Here is a 19512-nt window from a genome sequence, read left to right as displayed (position 1 = left end):
ACGGGATTGGGAAACGATTGCTGCGGTCAACCGGAAAATTTGGCAGAAATTGAAAGGTTTTGGGGCGAGCTTTCGAGGTGTTTCTGCTGTCTAGATGGGCTGGCTATCGAGCGCGTCGGCCACTATTTCCTGCGTCATCGGATAGGCGGCCAGGCCTTGCCGGAGAATTTCGCGCAGCGGGCGGATTGTGTTGGTCATTGCCTTTGGCGCTGCGTCCCACGCGGTACGCAGGGCGGCTGGGTCGTGTTCGCTGAGGGTGGCGGCCAGCGTCAGCGCTTGCTGGCGATCCTTGGCTGTTTTTTCCGGAAAGCCGCTGCGCTGGGTGCTGGCGTAGAGCTTGTGCCACACGAAGCGCCCGGCTTGCGGCAGGCGGACGGGGATGCAGTGCCCTCCGGCGAGCAGGGCGGCAGGTTCGGGGGCTTCCAGCAGGTAGTCGTAATGGGGAACGCCTTGCGCCGCCCATTCCAGTTCGGGAATTTGAATGATGGTGCCAACGGGTTCGCCGGGCGCCAGTACGTCGACGCGCAGGGCTTGGACACCGGGGAGCCTGACGGAGGTCGACGGCTTGCTCGACGGCAGGCCGGGAATTGCTGCGAAAGGCAGGCCGGTGGCTTTGAGGGTGCCGAGGAAGGAGATCGGGGCAGCCAGCTTGAGGCATTGGCGCCGGGCCAGGTCGATGTCCTGGGGGCGGGCGGTGACGGCGATGGCGCCGAGTTCGTTGAGCCAGGCCATGTAACCGAGGGTGCCGACCAGCACCAGCCCGGGATCAAAGGCGCCCAGGTTATGCAGCTCGACGAGGACGCGGGCGGTCTGTTTGTCAGCGACCTGAAAGCCGAGTTTGCGCAGGGCGACGACCTGCGTGGCGCTCCATTCGGCAAAGTCCATCTGCGTTTGCATGGTCTCGCGGGCGGCGATGTCGTCCTCGCGTCCGACCAGCGTTTCGGCTTGTTTGCCGGGGGCGGGGTAATAGACCCGATAGCAGTAGGCATAGCCGCTGCCTTTGCGCACATGCAGTGTGCCAGGGGTGCCGGGGAGCAAGGGGCCGGCGCCCAGCGTACGCTCCTTCAGTTCGGCGTACTGGGTGCGAAAAGCCAATTCATGGTCGCGAAAAAGGGCCGGTGCTGGCATGGACTTACCCCATAAAATTTGTGTTTATGGGGTAAGTTTGGACGCAAGCCAAATTTTTACCCAATAAATTTACCCTTTGTTGGGTAAAAATTGTTTGTCATCTAGCCCAAAAACAGCTTGTAAGCCGGATTCTGGCTTTCGTCCCAGTGGGCGTAGCCGAGCTTGGTCAGGAAGTCCTCGAATTTGCCCATGTCGCCCGGCGGCACTTGCATGCCGACCAGTACACGGCCGTAATCGGCGCCGTGGTTGCGGTAGTGGAAGAGGCTGATGTTCCAGCCGGCGCTCATCTGGGCCAGGAAATTCATCAGTGCGCCCGGCTTTTCGGGGAATTCGAAGCGGTAGAGCAGTTCGCGCATGCCCTTTTCGCAGACTGCCGGGGCGTGGCCGCCGACCATGTAACGAATGTGGTTCTTGGCCATTTCGTCATCGGTCAGGTCGAGCGTCGGGTAGCCGTGTTTTTGCAGGCTGTCGACCAGCTTCAGCGATTCCTTGCGGTCGCCGACCTGGACGCCGACGAAGACGTGGGCTTCGTTGGCTGTGTGGTAGCGGTAGTTGAATTCGGTAACGTTGTGCTTGCCGATCAGCGACAGGAATTTTTTGTAGGCACCGGGCTTTTCGGGGAGGGTGACGGCAAAGACGGCTTCGCGCTGCTCGCCGAATTCGGCGCGCTCGGCGACGAAGCGCAGGCGGTCGAAGTTCATGTTGGCGCCGGAGGTGACGGCGATCAGGTTCTTGTCCTTCAGCTTGTGCTGGCGAGCGTATTCCTTGGCGCCGGCCACGGCCAGCGCACCAGCCGGTTCGAGAATCGAGCGGGTGTCCTCGAATACATCCTTGATGGCGGCGCAGATGGCGTCGGTGTCGACGAGGATGACTTCGTCGAGGTATTCCTTGCACAGACGGAAGGTTTCTTCGCCGACCAGCTTGACGGCGGTGCCGTCGGAAAACAGGCCGACCTGCTCAAGCCGAACGCGCTTGCCGGCAGCCAGCGATTGCTTCATCGCATCGGCATCAAAGGTTTCGACGCCGATGACCTTGATATCCGGACGCAGGCGCTTGATGTAGGCGGCGACACCAGCGGCCAGCCCGCCACCGCCGATGGCGCAGAACACGGCGGTGATCGGCCCGTTGTGGCGCGAGTGCTGGCGCAGGATTTCCATGGCGACCGTGCCTTGCCCGGCGATCACTTCGGGATCGTCGAAGGGATGGACGAAAGTCAGCTTTTCGGCTTTTTCCAGTTCGACTGCGTGGGCGTAGGCTTCGTCGAAGGAGTCGCCATGCAGCACAACTTCGCCACCGCGCGACCTGACGGCGTCGATCTTGATGCCCGGCGTCGAGGTCGGCATGACGATGACCGCCCGGCAGCCCAGCTTTTTGGCCGACAGCGCGACGCCCTGGGCGTGATTGCCGGCCGAGGCGCAGATGACGCCGCGCTTCAGTTTTTCCGGCGAGAGGCTGGCGATCTTGTTGTAGGCGCCGCGCAGCTTGAAGGAAAACACTGGCTGCATGTCTTCGCGCTTGAGAATAATCTTGTTGCCGACCCGGGCGGAAAGGTTGCTGGCCAGGTCGAGCGGCGTTTCAATCGCCACATCGTAAACCTGAGCGTTGAGAACTTTTTCGAGATAATCCGGGTGCATTTGGCGCAACTCATTAAGGCAAAAGGGAGATTCTACGGGTGGAGTGGCTAAACGTCACGGCGGAAAGCGGGCTTTGGGGCTTGCTGGCGGCCAGTTTTCTCTCGGCAACAGTGCTGCCCGGCGGCTCGGAGGCGCTGTTGTGGGGCTTTTTGCACCTGCATCCGGCTGAATACGGCCCGGCACTGGCGCTCGCCACGCTCGGCAATACGGCCGGCGGCATGACTTCATGGTGGTGCGGCCGCTATCTGCCGCGCTGGCAACGGCTGGAAAACTTGCCGCACAAAGATAAGCTGGAGCGTTGGGGTAGCCCCGCGCTGCTGCTCGCGTGGGCGCCGATCATCGGCGATGCCCTGTGCGTCGCCGCCGGCTGGCTGCGGCTACACTGGTTGCCCTGCTGTCTGTTCATGGCCATCGGCAAGTTTGCGCGCTACTGGCTGGTCGCCCAAACTGCCGTGAGTTGATGATGTCTGATGCTGCCCCGCCCGACGCGATCTCCTTTCGAGAAGCCTTTTTCTTCTGGCTGAAGCTCGGTTTCATCAGTTTTGGCGGCCCGGCCGGGCAAATTTCGGTGATGCATCAGGAGCTGGTGGAAAAGCGCCGCTGGCTGTCGGAAGGGCGATTTCTCCATGCGCTGAATTACTGCATGGTGCTGCCCGGGCCGGAGGCCCAGCAATTGGCGACTTACATCGGCTGGCTGATGCACCGGACCCGCGGCGGCCTCGTGGCAGGTGCGCTGTTCGTTCTGCCTTCGTTGTTCATCCTGATTGCGCTGTCGTGGATTTACATCGCCTACGGCAACACGACGCTGGTCGCCGGCCTGTTTTTCGGGATCAAGCCGGCGGTGACGGCCATTGTGTTGCAGGCGGCGTGGCGCATCGGCTCGCGGGCGCTGAAGAACAGGTTTTTGTGGGCGATAGCGGTGGCGGCCTTTGTCGCCATTTTTGCTTTTGCCACGCCCTTCCCGGCCATTGTCGCGGTGGCCGCACTAGTCGGTTACCTCGGCGGACGCTTGCGGCCGGGCTGGTTTGGCAGTTTCCGCGGTCAACCGGAAAAAACGGCCAAAAACAAAATTTCTGCTCTGATCGACGACGATACGCCGACGCCGGAACATGCGCGGTTCAAATGGCCGCGCCTGCTCACGGTGGCTGCCAGCGGTGCCGTGCTCTGGGTGCTGCCGATGGGCCTGCTGACGGCGACGCTGGGTTGGGATCACACGTTGACGCAGATGGGCTGGTTCTTTACCAAGGCGGCGTTGCTGACCTTTGGTGGCGCCTACGCGGTGCTGCCCTACGTTTATCAAGGTGCCGTCGTGCATTACGGCTGGCTGATGCCGACCCAGATGATCGACGGCCTGGCTCTTGGCGAGACGACACCGGGGCCGCTGATCATGGTCGTCGCCTTCGTTGGCTTCCTCGGCGGCTACCAGACGGCGCAGATGCAGGTGATGTTCGGGCCGGATGGTCTGTTTCTCGCAGGAGCGCTGGCGGCTTGTCTGGTGACGTGGTTTACCTTCCTGCCGTCGTTCATTTTCATACTGATTGGCGGGCCGCTGGTGGAGACGACACACGGCCAGCTCAAATTCACGGCGCCCTTGACGGCGATTACCGCTGCCGTGGTCGGTGTGATTCTCAATCTGGCGATGTTTTTCGCCTATCACGTGCTGTGGCCACAGGGTTTTGCCGGCACATTCGACTTTGTTTCGGCCGGTATCGCGCTGGCTGCGGCGCTGGCACTGTTCCGTTTCAAGCAGAGCGTCATGCGCGTTATCGCGGCCAGTGCGCTGCTCGGATTGTTGCTGAAGATCACCGGCATTTAAGGAAGCTGAACCTTTGACTGCCGTGTTGCGTCTACCTGTGCCCGCGTCTTGCCCCGCAATACGCTAAAATCCCCCTTTTGACGGACCACCGGCTGCTCACATGACTGCCCGCCTGCGCGAAATACCTTACAACTACACCTCGTTTTCCGATCGTGAGATCGTTATCCGCCTGCTCGGCGCCGACAACTGGGCCGTGCTCGATGAACTGCGTTCCGAGCGCGTCACCGGCCGTTCGGCCCGCATGCTCTACGAGGTGCTGGGCGACATCTGGGTCGTGCAGCGCAATCCGTATCTGGAAGATGACCTGCTCGACAATCGCGATCGTCGCGATGCGCTGGTCAACGCGCTCCTTCATCGCCTTTCCGAAGTGGAAAAGCGTCGCATGGCGACCGAAAACGACGATCCGGAACGCTCCGCCAAGGTCAAGCGCCTGGTCGATGCGGCCCGGGATGCAGTCCACCGCTTTGCCGAACGTTTTGCCGAAACTTATGACCTGCGTCGCAAGGTTTTGAAAATTCTTGGCCGGCATACGCGCAAGGACAACATCGCATTTGATGGCTTGGCCCGTGTCTCGCATGTGACCGACGCCACTGACTGGCGTGTCGAATACCCCTTCGTCGTCCTCAATCCCGATACCGAAGAGGAAATCGGTCATCTGGTGCGCGGTTGTATTGAAGCCGGCCTGACCATCATCGCCCGCGGCGGTGGCACCGGTTACACCGGCGGCGCCGTGCCGCTGACCCGCCATGCAGCGGTGATCAACACCGAAAAACTGATCGACATCGGCCCGGTTGAAGAGCTGGTGCTGGCTGGTCATGAAACGCCCTACGCCACTATTCGTACGGGCGCTGGTGTGGTGACTGACCGTGTTTCTGAAGCTGCCTCGCTGGCTGGCCGTGTTTTCGCGGTTGATCCGACGTCGGCTTCTGCTTCCTGCATTGGCGGCAACATCGCCATGAACGCCGGCGGCAAGAAGGCTGTGTTGTGGGGAACTGCGCTCGACAACCTGGCTTGGTGGAAGATGGTTGACCCGGACGGCAACTGGCTGGAAGTCGAACGCGTCAATCACAACTACGGCAAGATCCACGAGCAGGAAAACGTCGAATTCCGCCTGAAGCGCTTCGATTCGACCGGCAAGAAATTTCTCGGCGAAGAAATCCTGACCATGCCGGGCGCTGCCTGCCGCAAGATCGGGCTGGGCAAGGACGTGACTGACAAGTTCCTTGGCGGTATTCCCGGCGTCCAGAAGGAAGGCACCGACGGCATCATCGTCGCCGCCCGCTGGGTGCTGCACAAGATGCCGCCGGTGGCGCGCACGGTTTGTCTGGAGTTTTTCGGCCAGGTGCGCGAAGCGGTGCCGGCCATTGTCGAAATTACCGATTACTTCAAACCAGGCGGTGCCGGGCATGCCGCCGGCGTGCAACTGGCCGGTCTGGAACATCTCGACGAACGCTATGTGAAGGCCGTCGGCTACGCGACCAAGGCCAAGCGCCATGGTCGGCCAAAGATGGTGCTGATCGGCGATCTCGTTGGTCACGACGAAAATGCAGTGATGGCTGCTGCTTCGGAAGTTGTCCGCATGTGCAACTTGCGCGCTGCCGAAGGCTTCATCGCGGTCAACGCCGAAACCCGCAAGAAATTCTGGCTCGACCGCTCACGCACCGCCGCCATTTCGCGCCATACCAACGCCTTCAAGCTAAACGAGGACGTGGTGATTCCGCTGCCGCGCATGGGCGACTACTGCGACGGCATCGAGCGCATCAACATCGAACTGTCGACGCAGAACAAGCTGGCCTTGTGTGATGCGCTCTCCGAATTTCTCAAGGGTGATCTGCCCCTGCATCGCGGCGATACGACGCTGGATACCGACGTGCTGCTCGGTGATCGTCGTCAGGCCGCGCTCGATTACGTTGAAGCTGTTCGTCTGCGCTGGGCATGGCTGCTGGAAAATCTCGACCTGCCGCTGGCTGAAGCCGAATCGCGCTTCGCCTCCTACGGCGTGGTGGCCGGCGAATTGACCAATCGGGCAGACAATCCGATCCTGTTTCACCGCCTGCAGGATTACTCCGTGCGCGTGTCGTGGAAGCAGGAGCTGCATGCCCGGCTGGCCAAGATTTTCGACGGCGGCGTTTATCGTCCGATCATCGAGCGCATCGAAGCCATCCACAAGGAAGTGCTGCGCGGACGGGTTTTCGTGGCGCTGCACATGCATGCCGGCGACGGTAACGTGCATACCAATCTGCCGGTCAATTCCGACAATTACGAGATGCTGCAGACGGCTTACAAGGCCGTCGACCGTATCATGCACATCGCCCGCGGACTGGATGGCGTCATTTCCGGCGAGCACGGCATCGGCATCACCAAGCTGGAATATTTGACCGAAGCCGAACTTGGCCCCTTCCGCGCCTACAAGCAGAAGGTCGATCCGGAAGGCCGTTTCAACAAGGGCAAGCTGATGCCTGGCGGCGACCTGGGCAATGCCTATACGCCATCGTTCAGCCTGCTCGGCACTGAATCGTTGATCATGGAACAGTCCGAAATCGGCAAGATCTCGGACATGGTCAAAGACTGTCTGCGCTGCGGCAAATGCAAGCCTGTGTGCTCGACGCACGTGCCGCGGGCCAACCTGCTCTACTCGCCACGCAACAAGATTCTGGCGACCTCGCTGCTGGTCGAAGCCTTCCTTTACGAAGAGCAGACCCGACGCGGTATTTCGCTGAAGCATTTCGACGAATTCAACGATGTGGCGGACCATTGCACGGTCTGTCATCGCTGCCTGAAGCCTTGCCCGGTCGATATCGACTTCGGCGATGTCTCGGTTGCCATGCGCAATTTCCTGCGCAAGCAGGACAAGAAGCGCTTCAGCCCGGGTACGGTCGCCGCAATGACCTACCTGAATTTGAAGGATCCGGCGACGATCAAGGTGATGCGCGGCGTCATGATGGACTTTGGCTTCAAGGCCCAGCGTCTCGCCCACAAGGCAGCCAAGGCGGTTGGCCTGATTCAGGACAGTCGCGCTCATCCGCCGGCAACGCTGGGGGCGCCGACGGTCAAGACGCAGATCATCCACTTCCTGAATCGACCGATGCCGGGCAACCTGCCCAAGCGTACGTCGCGTGCCTTGCTCGATATTGAGGACGACAAGGTGATCCCGGTCATCCGAAATCCGCGCAAGACGACCGAGGAATCGGATGCCGTGTTCTATTTCCCGGGTTGCGGTTCGGAGCGCCTGTTCTCGCAGGTCGGTTTGGCCACGCAGGCGATGCTTTACGAAGTCGGCGCCACCACGGTGTTGCCGCCGGGCTACTTGTGCTGCGGCTATCCGCAGACTGCCTCCGGTGACGAAGACAAGGGGCAGAAGATTACGACGGACAACCGCGTGCTCTTCCACCGCGTGGCCAATACGCTGAATTATCTCGATATCAAGACAGTGATCGTTTCCTGCGGAACGTGCATGGATCAGCTGCAGAAATACCAGTTCGAGAAGATTTTCCCGGGTTGCCGCCTGCTCGACATCCATGAATATCTGATGGAAAAGGGTGTCAAGCTGGAAGGTGTCGAGGGCACGCGCTACATGTACCACGACCCCTGCCACACGCCGATGAAGGCCTACGCGCCGCTGGCCGTCACCAAGGCATTGATGGGCCAGGAAGTGCCGCTGACCGACCGTTGTTGCGGTGACGCTGGCTCATTCGCCTATTCACGCCCGGATATCGCCACTCAGGTGAAATTCCGCAAGCAGGAGGAGATTGAATCGGGTGCTGCCAAGTTGCGAGCCGACGGTTTCAAGGGTGACGTCAAGATACTGACATCCTGCCCGGCCTGTCTGCAGGGGCTGTCCCGTTACGATGACGATGCCGGTACCAAGGCGGATTACATCGTGGTCGAGGTGGCCAAGCATTTGCTCGGCGACAACTGGATGGCGGATTACGTGGGCAAGGCGAACACCGGCGGCATCGAGCGCGTGCTGCTTTAAGTTTTTGGCTGTTTTTTCCGGCTGACCGTGGAATGCTTCATTCATCGGTCGCGGAGGCTTGTGCTATAAGGTTTCTGATGTGATTCTGTCTGGATTCCTGGAGAAAGCAGCGTGACGGTCGGCAATCAAGCCTGTGAGTTGTGTGCAAATGCCGGGGGCTTTGTCCTCTGGCGTTCGGATCTGTGCCGCGTCATTCGCGTCGATGATCCTTTTTATCCAGGTTTCTGCCGCGTGATCTGGAACGATCACGTGCGCGAAATGACCGACCTGGACGCCGCCCATCAGGCCATGTTGATGCGCGTTGTATTTGCCGTCGAGGCGATGGTTCGCCGGCTCTTTATTCCCGATAAAATCAACCTCGCCAGTTTTGGCAACATGGTGCCGCACGTTCATTGGCACGTGATACCCCGTTGGCAGGATGACCGGCATTTTCCGGAATCCTTGTGGGGCAAGGTGCAGCGCGAAACGTCGGTACAACGTCCGGCGATCAGTGACGAGCTGATGATGCAGACGCTGACTGTGGTGCTGGCAGAGAGTGAAAAAGGCTGAATTGAGCATGACTATGACTGATACCGAGGCGGCTGAAATTACCGATCTGCAGAGCGGGACGGACTATCTCGCGCAGTTGTCACTGGCTAATCCAGTGGTGGCGGAGCGGCAGCTCATGTGCTTCCTCGATGCGCTACTGCTCTCACCGCCCGAGCCCGGTATCTTGCTCGCCTTGCTTGAACAGGCGCGGGCACCGCTGTGTTTTGTCGAAGAAGAAATGGCTCGTCGTTACCATAACAAGGCATTGCCGCTGGCGAGCGACGAGGAGTCTTACTTCCAGCAGGTGGTATCCGCCTGGCGAAAGGTGGGCAAAGCCTATGCCCTGTGTGCTCGACTGGAAGAGCCGGAGGCCGAGAACGCGCAGTATGTCGCCCTGATGGCGACGATCCTGCATCGCTGCCTGTACTACACCGGAATGATTATTCTGGAGCACTACCGCGCGCGCCGTGATCTGCCACCGGGCGTCTGGCTGGACCTGCACGGCTATTACGAAACCGCCGAAGAATGGGGCATCGCCTACACGCCGGTTGAGGATGTTCTGGAAAACAACCTGCAGGCAACGCATTGTGCTGCGGCTTACACGACCCTGTTGCTGATTGATATTGCCAGTCCTTACAGTAACAGCGTGCGTAATCTGAATCTGATTCGACGCTGGGCCGGCATGTGGGCGCCGCTGGTCTCCATCCATAGGCTGGATGACGATCTGGAGGTGCCGGCTTACGTCATCGAACTGATGAAGGATGCACCGCTGCATCCTGCCGCGGTGGCCGAGGAACCGCCCGCCGATGCCAGGCGTCTCGATACCACGCGTCTGGGACTGCAGATCAATCACATGCTCAGCCAGCTTCGGCAGCGCGTTACGCCATCCCAGCTTGGTCTGGGTGAAGAGACCAGTGGACATGTGATCAGCTTGCTTGATCACCTTGCCCGGCCATGGACTCAGTCGGCTTCACCGCGTCGGTTTCGCCGTTTTTCAACCCAGGGTATTGCCAGGGTGGCCGTTGGTTTTGAGGCGATGCATTTTTGCGTCACCGGGAAGGAATTCGAACAGCCTGATTCGGCCGCTTCATTTTCACGGGGCGAGTTTGACCAGCTTTTCACGTTTGGTGACTGTGTTCAACCCGGGCGGGAACTGGCGATCAAACCGCAAATCACATTCCCGGTGGATGAGTGGTCGGTTATCAATCACTCTGCCAACGGTTTTCGACTGGGTCGCAGCAATGCCGGGCAGCGAATTTCGCATGGACAATTGATGGTGGTGTGCCCGCATGATGGCGATCACTTCCTGCTGGCTCAGGCGACCTGGTTGATGCAGGATGAAACCGGCGGGCTGATCGTTGGTGTCGCCACCCTGCCGGGAATGCCAACCGGGATCGGCGTGCGGATCGCATCGTCGAAAATCGGCAACCAGGAGCGCTATGTGCGCGCCTTTTTGTTGCCCCCCGTAGCGGCGATCAAAGAAGAGGGTTCAATCGTCCTGCCACCCGGCATGTATCAGGCGGGCCGTATCGTCGAAGTATTTACCGATGATGACACCGTCGGGCAACTTCGCCTGAACCATATTTTGCAGCGTGGGACTGATTACGATCGCATCAGCTATCAGGTGCTGTGAGCTATCTTGGTACGGTGTTGGGGTGAGTGCGCTAAACTAGCGTCCTCATCCAGGAGGAAACTATGGCTGGTATTGATCGTGATACCCCAATACCAAGCGAGATCAAGTTGCACCAGAAGTCCCGTCGCTTGGAGCTGATTTACGAAAACGGCGAAAATTATTCGCTGGATTTCGAGTATCTACGGGTTTATACGCCCTCGGCAGAGGCGCGTGGCCACGGTGTTGGCCAGGAAACATTGCAGACCGGAAAACGCGACGTCGATGTTGAACGGATAGAGCCGGTTGGTACTTATGCATTGCGACTGGTCTTTTCAGATGGCCATGATAGCGGTCTCTATTCGTGGGACTTGCTCTACAACCTGGGAAAACACCACGACGAATTGTGGCAGGAATACCTTAACCAAATCGAAACTCAGGGAATGTCGCGCGATATCGACAGTACCTCACGCCAGGCCGCATCCAGTTGCGGCCATCACCACTAAAGTCATGAAAAACGACACGACACACTTTGGCTACGAATCCGTGGCCGAGCAGGAAAAGGCACGCCGCGTTGCCGATGTATTTGATTCGGTCGCCGGTCGCTACGATCTGATGAACGATCTGATGTCTGGTGGCATGCACCGCCTCTGGAAGGCTTTCACCATTCAGCGTAGCGGCGTGCGCGAGGGCTCTCGGGTGCTTGATGTTGCCGGAGGCACAGGGGACTTGTCGTTGGCGTTTGCCAAGCGTGTTGGCAAGAGTGGCCAAGTCTGGCTGACCGATATTAATAATGCAATGCTGGCACGTGGCAGAGATCGACTGCTCGATAAAGGCTACATGTTGCCTGTGGCACAGTGTGACGCCGAAAAACTGCCGTTCCCCGATGACTGGTTCGATTGCGTAACGGTTGCCTTTGGCTTGCGCAACATGACGCACAAGGACGCTGCCCTGGCGGAAATGCGCCGCGTACTTCGTCCGGGCGGACGTCTGCTAGTGCTGGAGTTTTCACAGGTCTGGAAACCGTTGGCGCCGCTTTATGATTTTTATTCTTTCCAGGTTATCCCGAGGGTAGGCAAGTTGGTTACCAACGATTCGGATAGCTACCGCTATCTATCGGAATCGATTCGAGTCCATCCCGGGCAGGAAGAGCTCAAGGCGATGATGGAACAGGTCGGTTTTGAGAAAGTTGAATTCTTCAATCTGGCCTTGGGTGTGGTCGCATTGCACCGTGGATTCAAATTTTAAGCTGGCAGATGTAGATGGATCCCATTTCTCACTTGATCATTCGTGCCTTGAATCATTTGATTCAGGGTGAGCATTGGGCACAAGAACGTTTGCGTGTGCACTCCGGGGCGCAGGTATTGATCGATGCGGGGGGGCTGGTCAAACTGCGAATGAGCATCGACGAGCACGGACTGTTTCAAATCGGAGATGCAGAGTCCAATCCGAATGTGGCGATCACGCTCCCGACCGATATCCCGGCTCGTCTGTTATTTGATCGTGACCGCTTGTTTTCGTCGATAAAGTTGGGGGGGGCTGCGGATATTGCAGAGAGCCTGGCTTTCGTTTTGCGTAATCTGGAGTGGGATGCAGAGGGCGATCTTGCAGGATTCATTGGTGATATTCCTGCCCATCGATTGGCAAGACTTGCAAAGTCGTTAGCTGCCGGGATCTCTGACAGTATTTATCGAGTCAGCAAAAATGCTGTTGAATACACGACCGAAGAGTCAAACTTGCTCGTTGTCCCGGGGGATATTGCAGAATTCGGGAGTGCAGTTAATTGCCTTCGAGATGACATTAATCGACTTGAGAAGCGTATTTCGCGTCTCTGATCCTATAAAGATTAAAAAACAAAAAAAGCAGCCGAAGCTGCCTTTTTTTGTTCCCGAATTCCGGAATCAGTGAGTATGCTTGCGCAGACGTTGAATCGCTTGCAACTGGGCAACGGCTTGCGCCAACTCTGCTTCCGCAGCGGCGTAATCCATTTCGGCATTCCGATTGGCGAGAGCCTCTTCGGCACGCTTCTTGGCTTCCAGTGCTTTGGCTTCGTCCAGATCATGCGCACGAATCGCCGTATCAGCCAACACGGTAATCATGTCGGGCTGGACTTCCAGCATTCCACCGGAAACATACACCAGTTCAAACTCGCTTTGATCCGGCACCTTCAAACGAATTGTGCCGGGCTTGATGCGAGTTAACAACGGTGTGTGACGCGGCAAAATGCCAAGCTCCCCGGCTTCGCCGGGGAATACTGCGATCTCTACCAGTCCTGAGAAGATTGATTCCTCAGCGCTGACGACATCACAATGAACAGTCATAGCCATTACTAGCTCCTTTGCAGACGCGAATGATTACAGCGTCTTGGCCTTTTCGAGGACTTCCTCGATACCGCCCACCATGTAAAAGGCTTGTTCCGGCAGATGATCATATTCGCCAGCACAAATACCCTTGAAGCCCTTGATCGTCTCCTTGAGGGAAACGAACTTGCCCGGCGAACCGGTGAAGACTTCAGCCACGTGGAACGGCTGGGACAGGAAACGCTGAATCTTACGAGCGCGAGACACCGCCAGCTTGTCTTCCGGAGACAGTTCGTCCATACCCAGAATCGCGATGATGTCACGCAGTTCCTTGTAGCGCTGCAGATTCATCTGCACAGCACGAGCAACGGCGTAATGTTCTTCACCAACAACCTGCGGGTCGAGCTGACGGGAGGTGGAGTCGAGCGGATCGACAGCCGGGTAGATACCCAGTGAGGCGATATCACGCGACAACACAACCGTGGAGTCCAAGTGCAGGAAGGTGGTGGCCGGAGACGGGTCGGTCAAGTCATCGGCAGGCACATAGACGGCCTGGATGGAGGTGATCGAGCCAACCTTGGTGGAGGTGATGCGCTCTTGCAGACGGCCCATTTCTTCAGCCAGCGTCGGCTGATAGCCCACGGCTGAAGGCATTCGGCCGAGCAGTGCGGAGACTTCCGTACCAGCCAGCGTGTAGCGATAAATGTTGTCGACGAAGAACAGAATGTCACGACCATCATCACGGAAACGCTCGGCCATGGTCAGGCCGGTCAGCGCAACGCGCAGACGGTTACCCGGTGGCTCGTTCATTTGACCGAACACCATCGCGACCTTGTCGAGAACGTTGGAGTCCTTCATTTCGTGATAGAAGTCGTTACCTTCACGGGTACGCTCACCGACACCAGCAAATACGGACAAGCCGGCGTGCTGTTTGGCGATGTTGTTGATCAATTCCATCATGTTGACGGTCTTGCCAACGCCGGCGCCACCGAACAGACCCACCTTGCCGCCCTTGGCGAACGGGCAGATCAGGTCAATAACCTTGATTCCGGTTTCCAGCAGGTCGACGGATGACGAGAGTTCGTCAAACTTCGGTGCGGCTGCGTGAATTTCACGCAGTTCGTCGCTGTCAATAGGACCAGCTTCGTCGATCGGGCGACCCAACACGTCCATGATACGGCCCAAGGTGCCCATACCGACGGGCACGGAAATGCCGGCGCCGGTGTTGTTCACTTTCATGCCGCGACGCAGACCGTCGGAGGAGCCCATGGCGATGGTACGAACGACACCGTCACCGAGCTGTTGTTGTACTTCGAAGGTCAGGCCATCTTCCGCCATGCCGTTTGCTTCAGCAGCATCCAGCTTGAGGGCGTCGTAGACCTTTGGCATCGCTTCGCGCGGGAAGTGGATGTCCACCACAGCGCCGATACACTGAACGATTGAACCTTGACTCATATTCAAATCCCCAAAAATAAAAATCTACGCGTCACACCGCGGCGGCGCCGCTGACGATTTCCGAAAGTTCTTTGGTAATCGCAGCCTGACGGGCCTTGTTGTAAACCAGCTTCAAATCGCCGATAACGGTCTTGGCATTATCCGATGCCGATTTCATGGCAACCATCCGGGCGGACTGCTCGGAGGCCATGTTTTCAGCAACAGCCTGATAAATCAATGCTTCGACATAACGAATCAGCAGATCATCAATCACAGCCTTGGCATCGGGTTCGTAGACGTAATCCCATTTGTGCGACGCAGTACCGACCGTATCGCTGGAGAGCGGAAGCAGCTGTTCAAACACCGGCTCCTGCTTCATCGTGTTGATGAAGCGAGTGTAGCCAATATACAGCGCGTCAATCTCGCCCTTCATGTAGGAATCAAGTTGAACCTTGACCGGGCCGATCAGCTTTTCCAGATGAGGTGTATCACCCAATCCGGTTACGTGCGACACAACTTTCGCGCCAGCACGTTGCATGAAACCGAGACCTTTGTTGCCGATACAGGTTGCCTGAATTTTATTGCCCTTGGACTCGAAGTCCTTCATCTTTGTTATAGCGAGACGAAGAAGGTTGGAGTTCAGACCGCCGCACAGACCCTTGTCAGAAGTGATCAGAATCATGCCGACAGCGGCTTGTTCACGATTCACCAGAAAAGGGTGGCGGTATTCGGTCAGAGCATGAGACAGGTTACCTGCTACGCGCCGGATCTTCTCGCCATAGGGACGGGCAGCCCGCATCCGGTCCTGCGCCTTGCGCATTTTGGATGCGGCCACCATCTCCATGGCCTTGGTGATCTTGCGCGTGTTTTCGACGCTCTTGATCTTGTTGCGAATTTCCTTGCCGCTAGCCATGTAATTCTCCTAGCTAATCAGGCCCAGCTGCTCTTGAAAGCAACAATGCCAGCGGCAAGTTGCTTCTCGGAGTCGGCGCTCAGGTCGGCTGTGGACTCCATCGTGTTCATGAGGTCAGCACAGTTGGCTTTCAGATAACCAATCATGGCCTTTTCGCATTCCAGGGCACGCTTGACTTCGACATCATCGAAGTAGCCCTTGTCAGCTGCATATAGCGTGACGGCCATTTCGGAGATGCTCATCGGCGAGTACTGGGCCTGCTTCATCAGCTCGGTGACCAGACGACCACGTTCCAGCTGCTTGCGGGTTGCTTCGTCGAGGTCGGAAGCAAATTGCGCAAAAGCGGCGAGTTCGCGGTACTGGGCCAGTGCCAGACGGACACCGCCACCGAGCTTCTTGATCAGCTTGGTCTGGGCTGCACCACCGACGCGGGACACCGAAATACCGGCGTTGATCGCAGGACGGATACCAGCGTTGAACAAGTCGGTTTCAAGGAAGATCTGGCCATCAGTAATGGAAATCACGTTGGTCGGAACGAAGGCGGAAACGTCGCCAGCTTGCGTTTCGATCACTGGCAATGCGGTCAAAGAACCGGTCTTGCCCTTGATTTCGCCATTCGAGACCTTCTCGACCCAAGCTTCGGAGACGCGAGCAGCACGTTCCAGTAGACGGGAGTGGAGATAGAACACGTCGCCCGGATAGGCTTCACGGCCCGGCGGACGGCGCAGCAGCAGGGAAACCTGACGGTAGCCCCAAGCTTGCTTGGTCAAATCGTCATAAACGATCAGTGCATCTTCGCCGATGTCACGGAAATATTCACCCATCGTGCAGCCAGCATACGGTGCGAGATACTGCAGCGCAGCGGATTCGGAAGCCGGGGCGGCAACGACGATGGTGTTTGCCATGGCGCCGTGCTCTTCAAGCTTGCGAACGACGTTGGCAATGGTGGAAGCCTTTTGGCCGATAGCGACATAAACGCAGAAAAGACCCTTGTCTTTCTGGTTGATGATGGCGTCGACTGCAACAGCAGTCTTGCCGGTCTGGCGGTCACCAATGATCAGTTCGCGTTGGCCACGGCCGACGGGAACCATGGAGTCCACACACTTCAGGCCGGTTTGAACTGGTTGGGAAACAGACTTACGCCAAATAACGCCAGGTGCAACCTTTTCCAGCTTGTCGGTCAGCTTTGCATTGATCGGGCCTTTGCCGTCGATCGGCTGGCCGAGGGAGTTAACCACGCGACCAAGCAGTTCCCGACCAACAGGAACTTCCAGAATGCGACCGGTGGTCTTGACCACGTCGCCTTCGGAAATGTGTTCGTATGCACCAAGAACCACAGCACCAACGGAATCACGCTCAAGGTTGAGCGCCATACCAAAGGTATTGCCGGGGAATTCAAGCATTTCGCCCTGCATAACGTCTTGCAGGCCGTGCACGCGGCAGATACCGTCAGTAACCGATACCACTGTGCCCTGCGTACGCACTTCCGATGCGCCTTGCAGGTTCTGGATCTTGCTCTTGATCAGTTCAGAAATTTCGGAAGGATTCAACTGCATGAAAGTCTCCTAGTTGTTCAGCGCCGTAGCCATGGCGTCGAGCTTGCCGCGGACTGAAGCATCCAGCATCTGGTCGCCAACGATTACCTTGATACCGCCAATCAATGTCGAATCTACTGACACGGATGTTTCGAGCTTGGTCTTGAAGACGGCTTCGAGTTGGGGCACCAGGGCTTTCACCTGATTATCATCGATCGGGAAAGCCGAAATGATCTCGGCTTGTTTGCTGCCTTCCTCTGCGCGCTTGTAGTGTTCGTACAAACTTGCGATTTCCGGCAGTAATCCCAGACGGTTATTGTTGGACAGCAGCTGGATGAAGTTCGCCAGCTCCGTATCTACCGCCGTACCGCAGGCAGACCGGAAGAGGTCGACCAGTTGCGGGGCCGCCACATTGGGATCGCCGATAGCCGTACGGACGTCGGGACTGGCAGCCACCTGGGCGAGCGTAGAAACTTGCTCGGCCCACTTGGCCAGATTGCCGCTTTCCTTGGCTGCCTGAAACAGAGCTTCGGCGTAAGGGCGGGCGATAGTAACGGATTCAGCCATTGCTTACAGGTCCTGTTTCAGGGCGACCAGCATGTCAGCATGCGCGGACGCGTTGATTTCCTTGCGCAGAATCTTCTCCGCACCGGCTACCGCCAGTTCAGCGACACGCTCACGCAAATCTTGTTTGGCGCGTTCGACTTCCTGATCGATTTCTGCCTTGGCGCCAGCGACGACCTTGTCGGCCTCAACCTTGGCGGTGCCTTTGGCATCTTCGACGATCTGCTGCGCACGCTTTTCGGCTTGAGCGACGAGATCCGCGGATTTCTCCTTGGCATCACGCAGCGCATCGGCGGAACGCTTGGCAGCAAGTTCTTGCTCATGCTTGCCGCGTTCTGCTGCAGCCAGGCCATCAGCGATCTGTGCTTGACGGTCTGCCATCGCTTTTTGGAGCGGCGGCCAGACGTACTTCATCGTGATCCAGATGAAGAGACCAAACCAGATTGCCTGGCCAATCAGTGTAGCGTTGATATTCACGCTAACCTCCTGGTTATAAGGGTTTCAGGGGCGCGGGATTAGTGCGACAACAGAGCCAGGAACGGATTTGCGAAGAGCAGGAACAGAGCGATACCAACACCGATCATTGTCACGGCGTCGAGCAGACCGGCGACGATGAACATCTTGACTTGCAGCGTGGGGATCATTTCCGGCTGGCGAGCGGCGCCTTCGAGGAAGCGGCCACCCAGGATACCAAAGCCAATAGCGGTACCCAGAGCGCCGGCGCCGATCAGGATGGCTACAGCGATAGCGGTGTTGGAGAGAACGGTTGCGAGTTCCATGTTTACTCCTCAGTAAGGTAGGTTTGTTACGTGGTTAAAGTGAAAGACTACAAAATAAAACTACAGAAAAGCGTTACTAACTTAGTGCGACTCTGCTGCCATTGACATGTACACGATCGTCAGCATCATGAACACGAAGGCCTGCAGGGTAATGATCAGGATGTGGAAGAGTTCCCAAGGCAAAGCCAGCGGCAACTGATACAGACCAAGCAGTGCGATCAAGATGAAGACCATTTCACCGGCGTACATGTTGCCGAAAAGTCGCAGTGATAGCGAAATTGGCCGGGCGATTTCTTCAACAATACGGAACAGAAGGTTGATTGGCGCGAGTTTGAGACCAAACGGGACCGCAAAAACTTCGTGCATGAAGTGACCGAAACCCTTCACCTTGAGGCCCATGACCAGCGAGATAAAGAACACGGTGATCGACATTGCAAAGGTCAGGTTGGGATCGGTGGTCGGAACGAACTTGAACGGCAAATGATGGTTGCCGGTGGCGGCTTGTAGCGCGGACGGCAGGAAATCAACCGGAATCAAGTCCATGGCATTCATGACGAATACCCAAACGAAAATCGTGATGGCCAACGGCGTAACCAAGGCGCTCTTGCCGTGGAAAGTGTCGCGAACCTGTTGGTCGACCAGACCAACTACCATCTCGACAAAGTTTTGTGCGCCCGATGGGACGCCCGAAGTGGCTTTGCTTGCCAGCATGGCCATTAGGCCGAAAACCACCAGACCCAAAATGCCGGAAACCAGCAGGGTGTCGAGGTGGAAACTCCAGAAACCGGTACAAACCCCATCGACCTTCGCGCTGTCTGCGCAGACAGCCAGATTGGTCAGGTGGTGTTGAATATAGCCGGTGGTGCCGCCTTCTGCGCTCATGTTTTCTCCAGTCAGCCTAGCGTTGCTTCAGCAGTGCCATCCAGTAGATGACGAAGGTTGATGCGTATCCAAGAAAGAGCGGTAGAACCGCCACATTCTTGTACCCCAAGAACACTAGCGCAAATCCGATGAGGGTCAGCATGAACTTGAACCTCTCCCCTGCGGACTGCGCCCGATATGCCTTGACCGGGTCAGTGCTCGAACTCATCCGCAACGCTCTCAGTGCATACCCGAGATTTGCGACAATTCCGATTGATCCCCCGATCAGAACAGAGACTGCCGCATTTACGTTGACAAACACAATCGCCATTACGGCTAATGCTATTGTCAATGCCGCTTGGCGACTGAGTATCCAGCTTACCTGCGGGTGCAAAACATGCCTCGTTCAATATCTGCGCGAGTGTAATGGACTCT

Annotated in this window: 19 protein-coding genes; 8 read left to right on the top strand and 11 right to left on the bottom strand. The window is 57.5% G+C overall.

Annotated elements, in window-relative coordinates; all coding sequences use genetic code 11:
* Positions 1-90: 90 nt before the first annotated feature.
* Positions 91-1128, bottom strand: coding sequence for a hypothetical protein (locus tag IPJ12_09130; GenBank protein MBK7647305.1), 1038 nt, complete (start codon positions 1126-1128; stop codon positions 91-93).
* A 101-nt stretch (positions 1129-1229) separates the two neighbouring features.
* Positions 1230-2762 carry a threonine ammonia-lyase, biosynthetic gene (gene ilvA / locus IPJ12_09125; protein MBK7647304.1) on the bottom strand — a complete coding sequence of 511 codons (1533 nt, stop codon included), beginning with the start codon at positions 2760-2762 and terminating at the stop codon, positions 1230-1232.
* Positions 2763-2800: 38 nt separating this feature from the next.
* On the opposite strand from ilvA, the gene IPJ12_09120 reads away from it, so the two are divergent.
* The 8 genes from IPJ12_09120 to IPJ12_09085 all read left to right on the top strand — a co-directional run bounded on the left by IPJ12_09120 (position 2801) and on the right by IPJ12_09085 (position 12526).
* Positions 2801-3223, top strand: a complete 423-nt coding sequence (locus IPJ12_09120; GenBank protein MBK7647303.1) for a DedA family protein — start codon at positions 2801-2803, stop codon at positions 3221-3223.
* Positions 3223-4578, top strand: a complete 1356-nt coding sequence (gene chrA, locus IPJ12_09115; GenBank protein MBK7647302.1) for a chromate efflux transporter — start codon at positions 3223-3225, stop codon at positions 4576-4578. Before IPJ12_09120 ends, chrA begins: the two co-directional genes overlap by 1 nt.
* A 100-nt stretch (positions 4579-4678) precedes the next feature.
* A complete protein-coding gene (locus tag IPJ12_09110) occupies positions 4679-8554 on the top strand; it encodes a DUF3683 domain-containing protein (protein ID MBK7647301.1) in 3876 nt (1291 codons plus the stop codon).
* Between the two features lie 111 nt (positions 8555-8665).
* Entirely contained in the window at positions 8666-9103 is a 438-nt protein-coding gene (locus tag IPJ12_09105) for an HIT family protein (protein MBK7647300.1), read from the top strand.
* Positions 9104-9110: 7 nt separating this feature from the next.
* Positions 9111-10715: a hypothetical protein gene (locus IPJ12_09100; GenBank protein MBK7647299.1), complete on the top strand. Its 1605-nt coding sequence runs from the start codon at positions 9111-9113 to the stop codon at positions 10713-10715.
* Between the two features lie 62 nt (positions 10716-10777).
* Positions 10778-11197 carry a DUF971 domain-containing protein gene (locus tag IPJ12_09095; GenBank protein MBK7647298.1) on the top strand — a complete coding sequence of 140 codons (420 nt, stop codon included), beginning with the start codon at positions 10778-10780 and terminating at the stop codon, positions 11195-11197.
* A gap of 4 nt (positions 11198-11201) precedes the next feature.
* On the top strand, positions 11202-11939 hold the full coding sequence (gene ubiE, locus IPJ12_09090) for a bifunctional demethylmenaquinone methyltransferase/2-methoxy-6-polyprenyl-1,4-benzoquinol methylase UbiE (GenBank protein MBK7647297.1): 738 nt from the start codon (positions 11202-11204) through the stop codon (positions 11937-11939).
* Positions 11940-11953: 14 nt separating this feature from the next.
* Positions 11954-12526, top strand: coding sequence for a hypothetical protein (locus IPJ12_09085; GenBank protein MBK7647296.1), 573 nt, complete (start codon positions 11954-11956; stop codon positions 12524-12526).
* A 66-nt stretch (positions 12527-12592) separates the two neighbouring features.
* Here IPJ12_09085 and IPJ12_09080 read toward each other — a convergent pair whose 3' ends face one another.
* The 9 genes from IPJ12_09080 to IPJ12_09040 form a co-directional block, all read right to left on the bottom strand.
* On the bottom strand, positions 12593-13018 hold the full coding sequence (locus IPJ12_09080) for a F0F1 ATP synthase subunit epsilon (protein ID MBK7647295.1): 426 nt from the start codon (positions 13016-13018) through the stop codon (positions 12593-12595).
* Positions 13019-13045: 27 nt separating this feature from the next.
* Positions 13046-14446, bottom strand: coding sequence for a F0F1 ATP synthase subunit beta (gene atpD / locus IPJ12_09075; protein MBK7647294.1), 1401 nt, complete (start codon positions 14444-14446; stop codon positions 13046-13048).
* Between the two features lie 31 nt (positions 14447-14477).
* The gene (gene atpG, locus IPJ12_09070) at positions 14478-15338 is read right to left on the bottom strand and encodes a F0F1 ATP synthase subunit gamma (GenBank protein ID MBK7647293.1); all 861 of its coding nucleotides are present in this window, start codon (positions 15336-15338) and stop codon (positions 14478-14480) included.
* Between the two features lie 17 nt (positions 15339-15355).
* Positions 15356-16894 (bottom strand): F0F1 ATP synthase subunit alpha, encoded by a 1539-nt coding sequence (locus IPJ12_09065; GenBank protein MBK7647292.1) that lies wholly within the window; start codon positions 16892-16894, stop codon positions 15356-15358.
* A 9-nt stretch (positions 16895-16903) separates the two neighbouring features.
* Positions 16904-17440: a F0F1 ATP synthase subunit delta gene (locus IPJ12_09060; protein ID MBK7647291.1), complete on the bottom strand. Its 537-nt coding sequence runs from the start codon at positions 17438-17440 to the stop codon at positions 16904-16906.
* Positions 17441-17443: 3 nt separating this feature from the next.
* Entirely contained in the window at positions 17444-17914 is a 471-nt protein-coding gene (locus tag IPJ12_09055) for a F0F1 ATP synthase subunit B (protein MBK7647290.1), read from the bottom strand.
* Between the two features lie 38 nt (positions 17915-17952).
* A complete protein-coding gene (gene atpE, locus IPJ12_09050) occupies positions 17953-18216 on the bottom strand; it encodes a F0F1 ATP synthase subunit C (GenBank protein ID MBK7647289.1) in 264 nt (87 codons plus the stop codon).
* An 81-nt stretch (positions 18217-18297) separates the two neighbouring features.
* A complete protein-coding gene (gene atpB, locus IPJ12_09045) occupies positions 18298-19098 on the bottom strand; it encodes a F0F1 ATP synthase subunit A (GenBank protein ID MBK7647288.1) in 801 nt (266 codons plus the stop codon).
* A gap of 16 nt (positions 19099-19114) precedes the next feature.
* Complete coding sequence (locus IPJ12_09040) at positions 19115-19471, bottom strand: ATP synthase subunit I (GenBank protein MBK7647287.1); 357 nt, start codon at positions 19469-19471, stop codon at positions 19115-19117.
* Positions 19472-19512 lie beyond the last annotated feature (41 nt).

Source organism: Betaproteobacteria bacterium, from assembly GCA_016709965.1.
In the GTDB taxonomy this organism is placed as follows: Bacteria; Pseudomonadota; Gammaproteobacteria; order Burkholderiales; family Rhodocyclaceae; genus Azonexus; species Azonexus amarohabitans.
The sequence above is the reverse complement of the archived record's forward strand: the minus strand, read 5'-3'. Positions and strand labels throughout refer to the sequence as shown.

Coding starts and splice junctions, on each gene's coding strand:
- IPJ12_09130 (MBK7647305.1), bottom strand. CDS start 1,128: ATGCCAGCACCGGCCCTTTTTCGCGACCATGAATTGGCTTTTCGCACC.
- ilvA (MBK7647304.1), bottom strand. CDS start 2,762: ATGCACCCGGATTATCTCGAAAAAGTTCTCAACGCTCAGGTTTACGAT.
- chrA (MBK7647302.1), top strand. CDS start 3,223: ATGATGTCTGATGCTGCCCCGCCCGACGCGATCTCCTTTCGAGAAGCC.
- IPJ12_09110 (MBK7647301.1), top strand. CDS start 4,679: ATGACTGCCCGCCTGCGCGAAATACCTTACAACTACACCTCGTTTTCC.
- IPJ12_09100 (MBK7647299.1), top strand. CDS start 9,111: ATGACTATGACTGATACCGAGGCGGCTGAAATTACCGATCTGCAGAGC.
- IPJ12_09095 (MBK7647298.1), top strand. CDS start 10,778: ATGGCTGGTATTGATCGTGATACCCCAATACCAAGCGAGATCAAGTTG.
- ubiE (MBK7647297.1), top strand. CDS start 11,202: ATGAAAAACGACACGACACACTTTGGCTACGAATCCGTGGCCGAGCAG.
- IPJ12_09085 (MBK7647296.1), top strand. CDS start 11,954: ATGGATCCCATTTCTCACTTGATCATTCGTGCCTTGAATCATTTGATT.
- IPJ12_09080 (MBK7647295.1), bottom strand. CDS start 13,018: ATGGCTATGACTGTTCATTGTGATGTCGTCAGCGCTGAGGAATCAATC.
- atpD (MBK7647294.1), bottom strand. CDS start 14,446: ATGAGTCAAGGTTCAATCGTTCAGTGTATCGGCGCTGTGGTGGACATC.
- atpG (MBK7647293.1), bottom strand. CDS start 15,338: ATGGCTAGCGGCAAGGAAATTCGCAACAAGATCAAGAGCGTCGAAAAC.
- IPJ12_09065 (MBK7647292.1), bottom strand. CDS start 16,894: ATGCAGTTGAATCCTTCCGAAATTTCTGAACTGATCAAGAGCAAGATC.
- IPJ12_09060 (MBK7647291.1), bottom strand. CDS start 17,440: ATGGCTGAATCCGTTACTATCGCCCGCCCTTACGCCGAAGCTCTGTTT.
- atpE (MBK7647289.1), bottom strand. CDS start 18,216: ATGGAACTCGCAACCGTTCTCTCCAACACCGCTATCGCTGTAGCCATC.
- atpB (MBK7647288.1), bottom strand. CDS start 19,098: ATGAGCGCAGAAGGCGGCACCACCGGCTATATTCAACACCACCTGACC.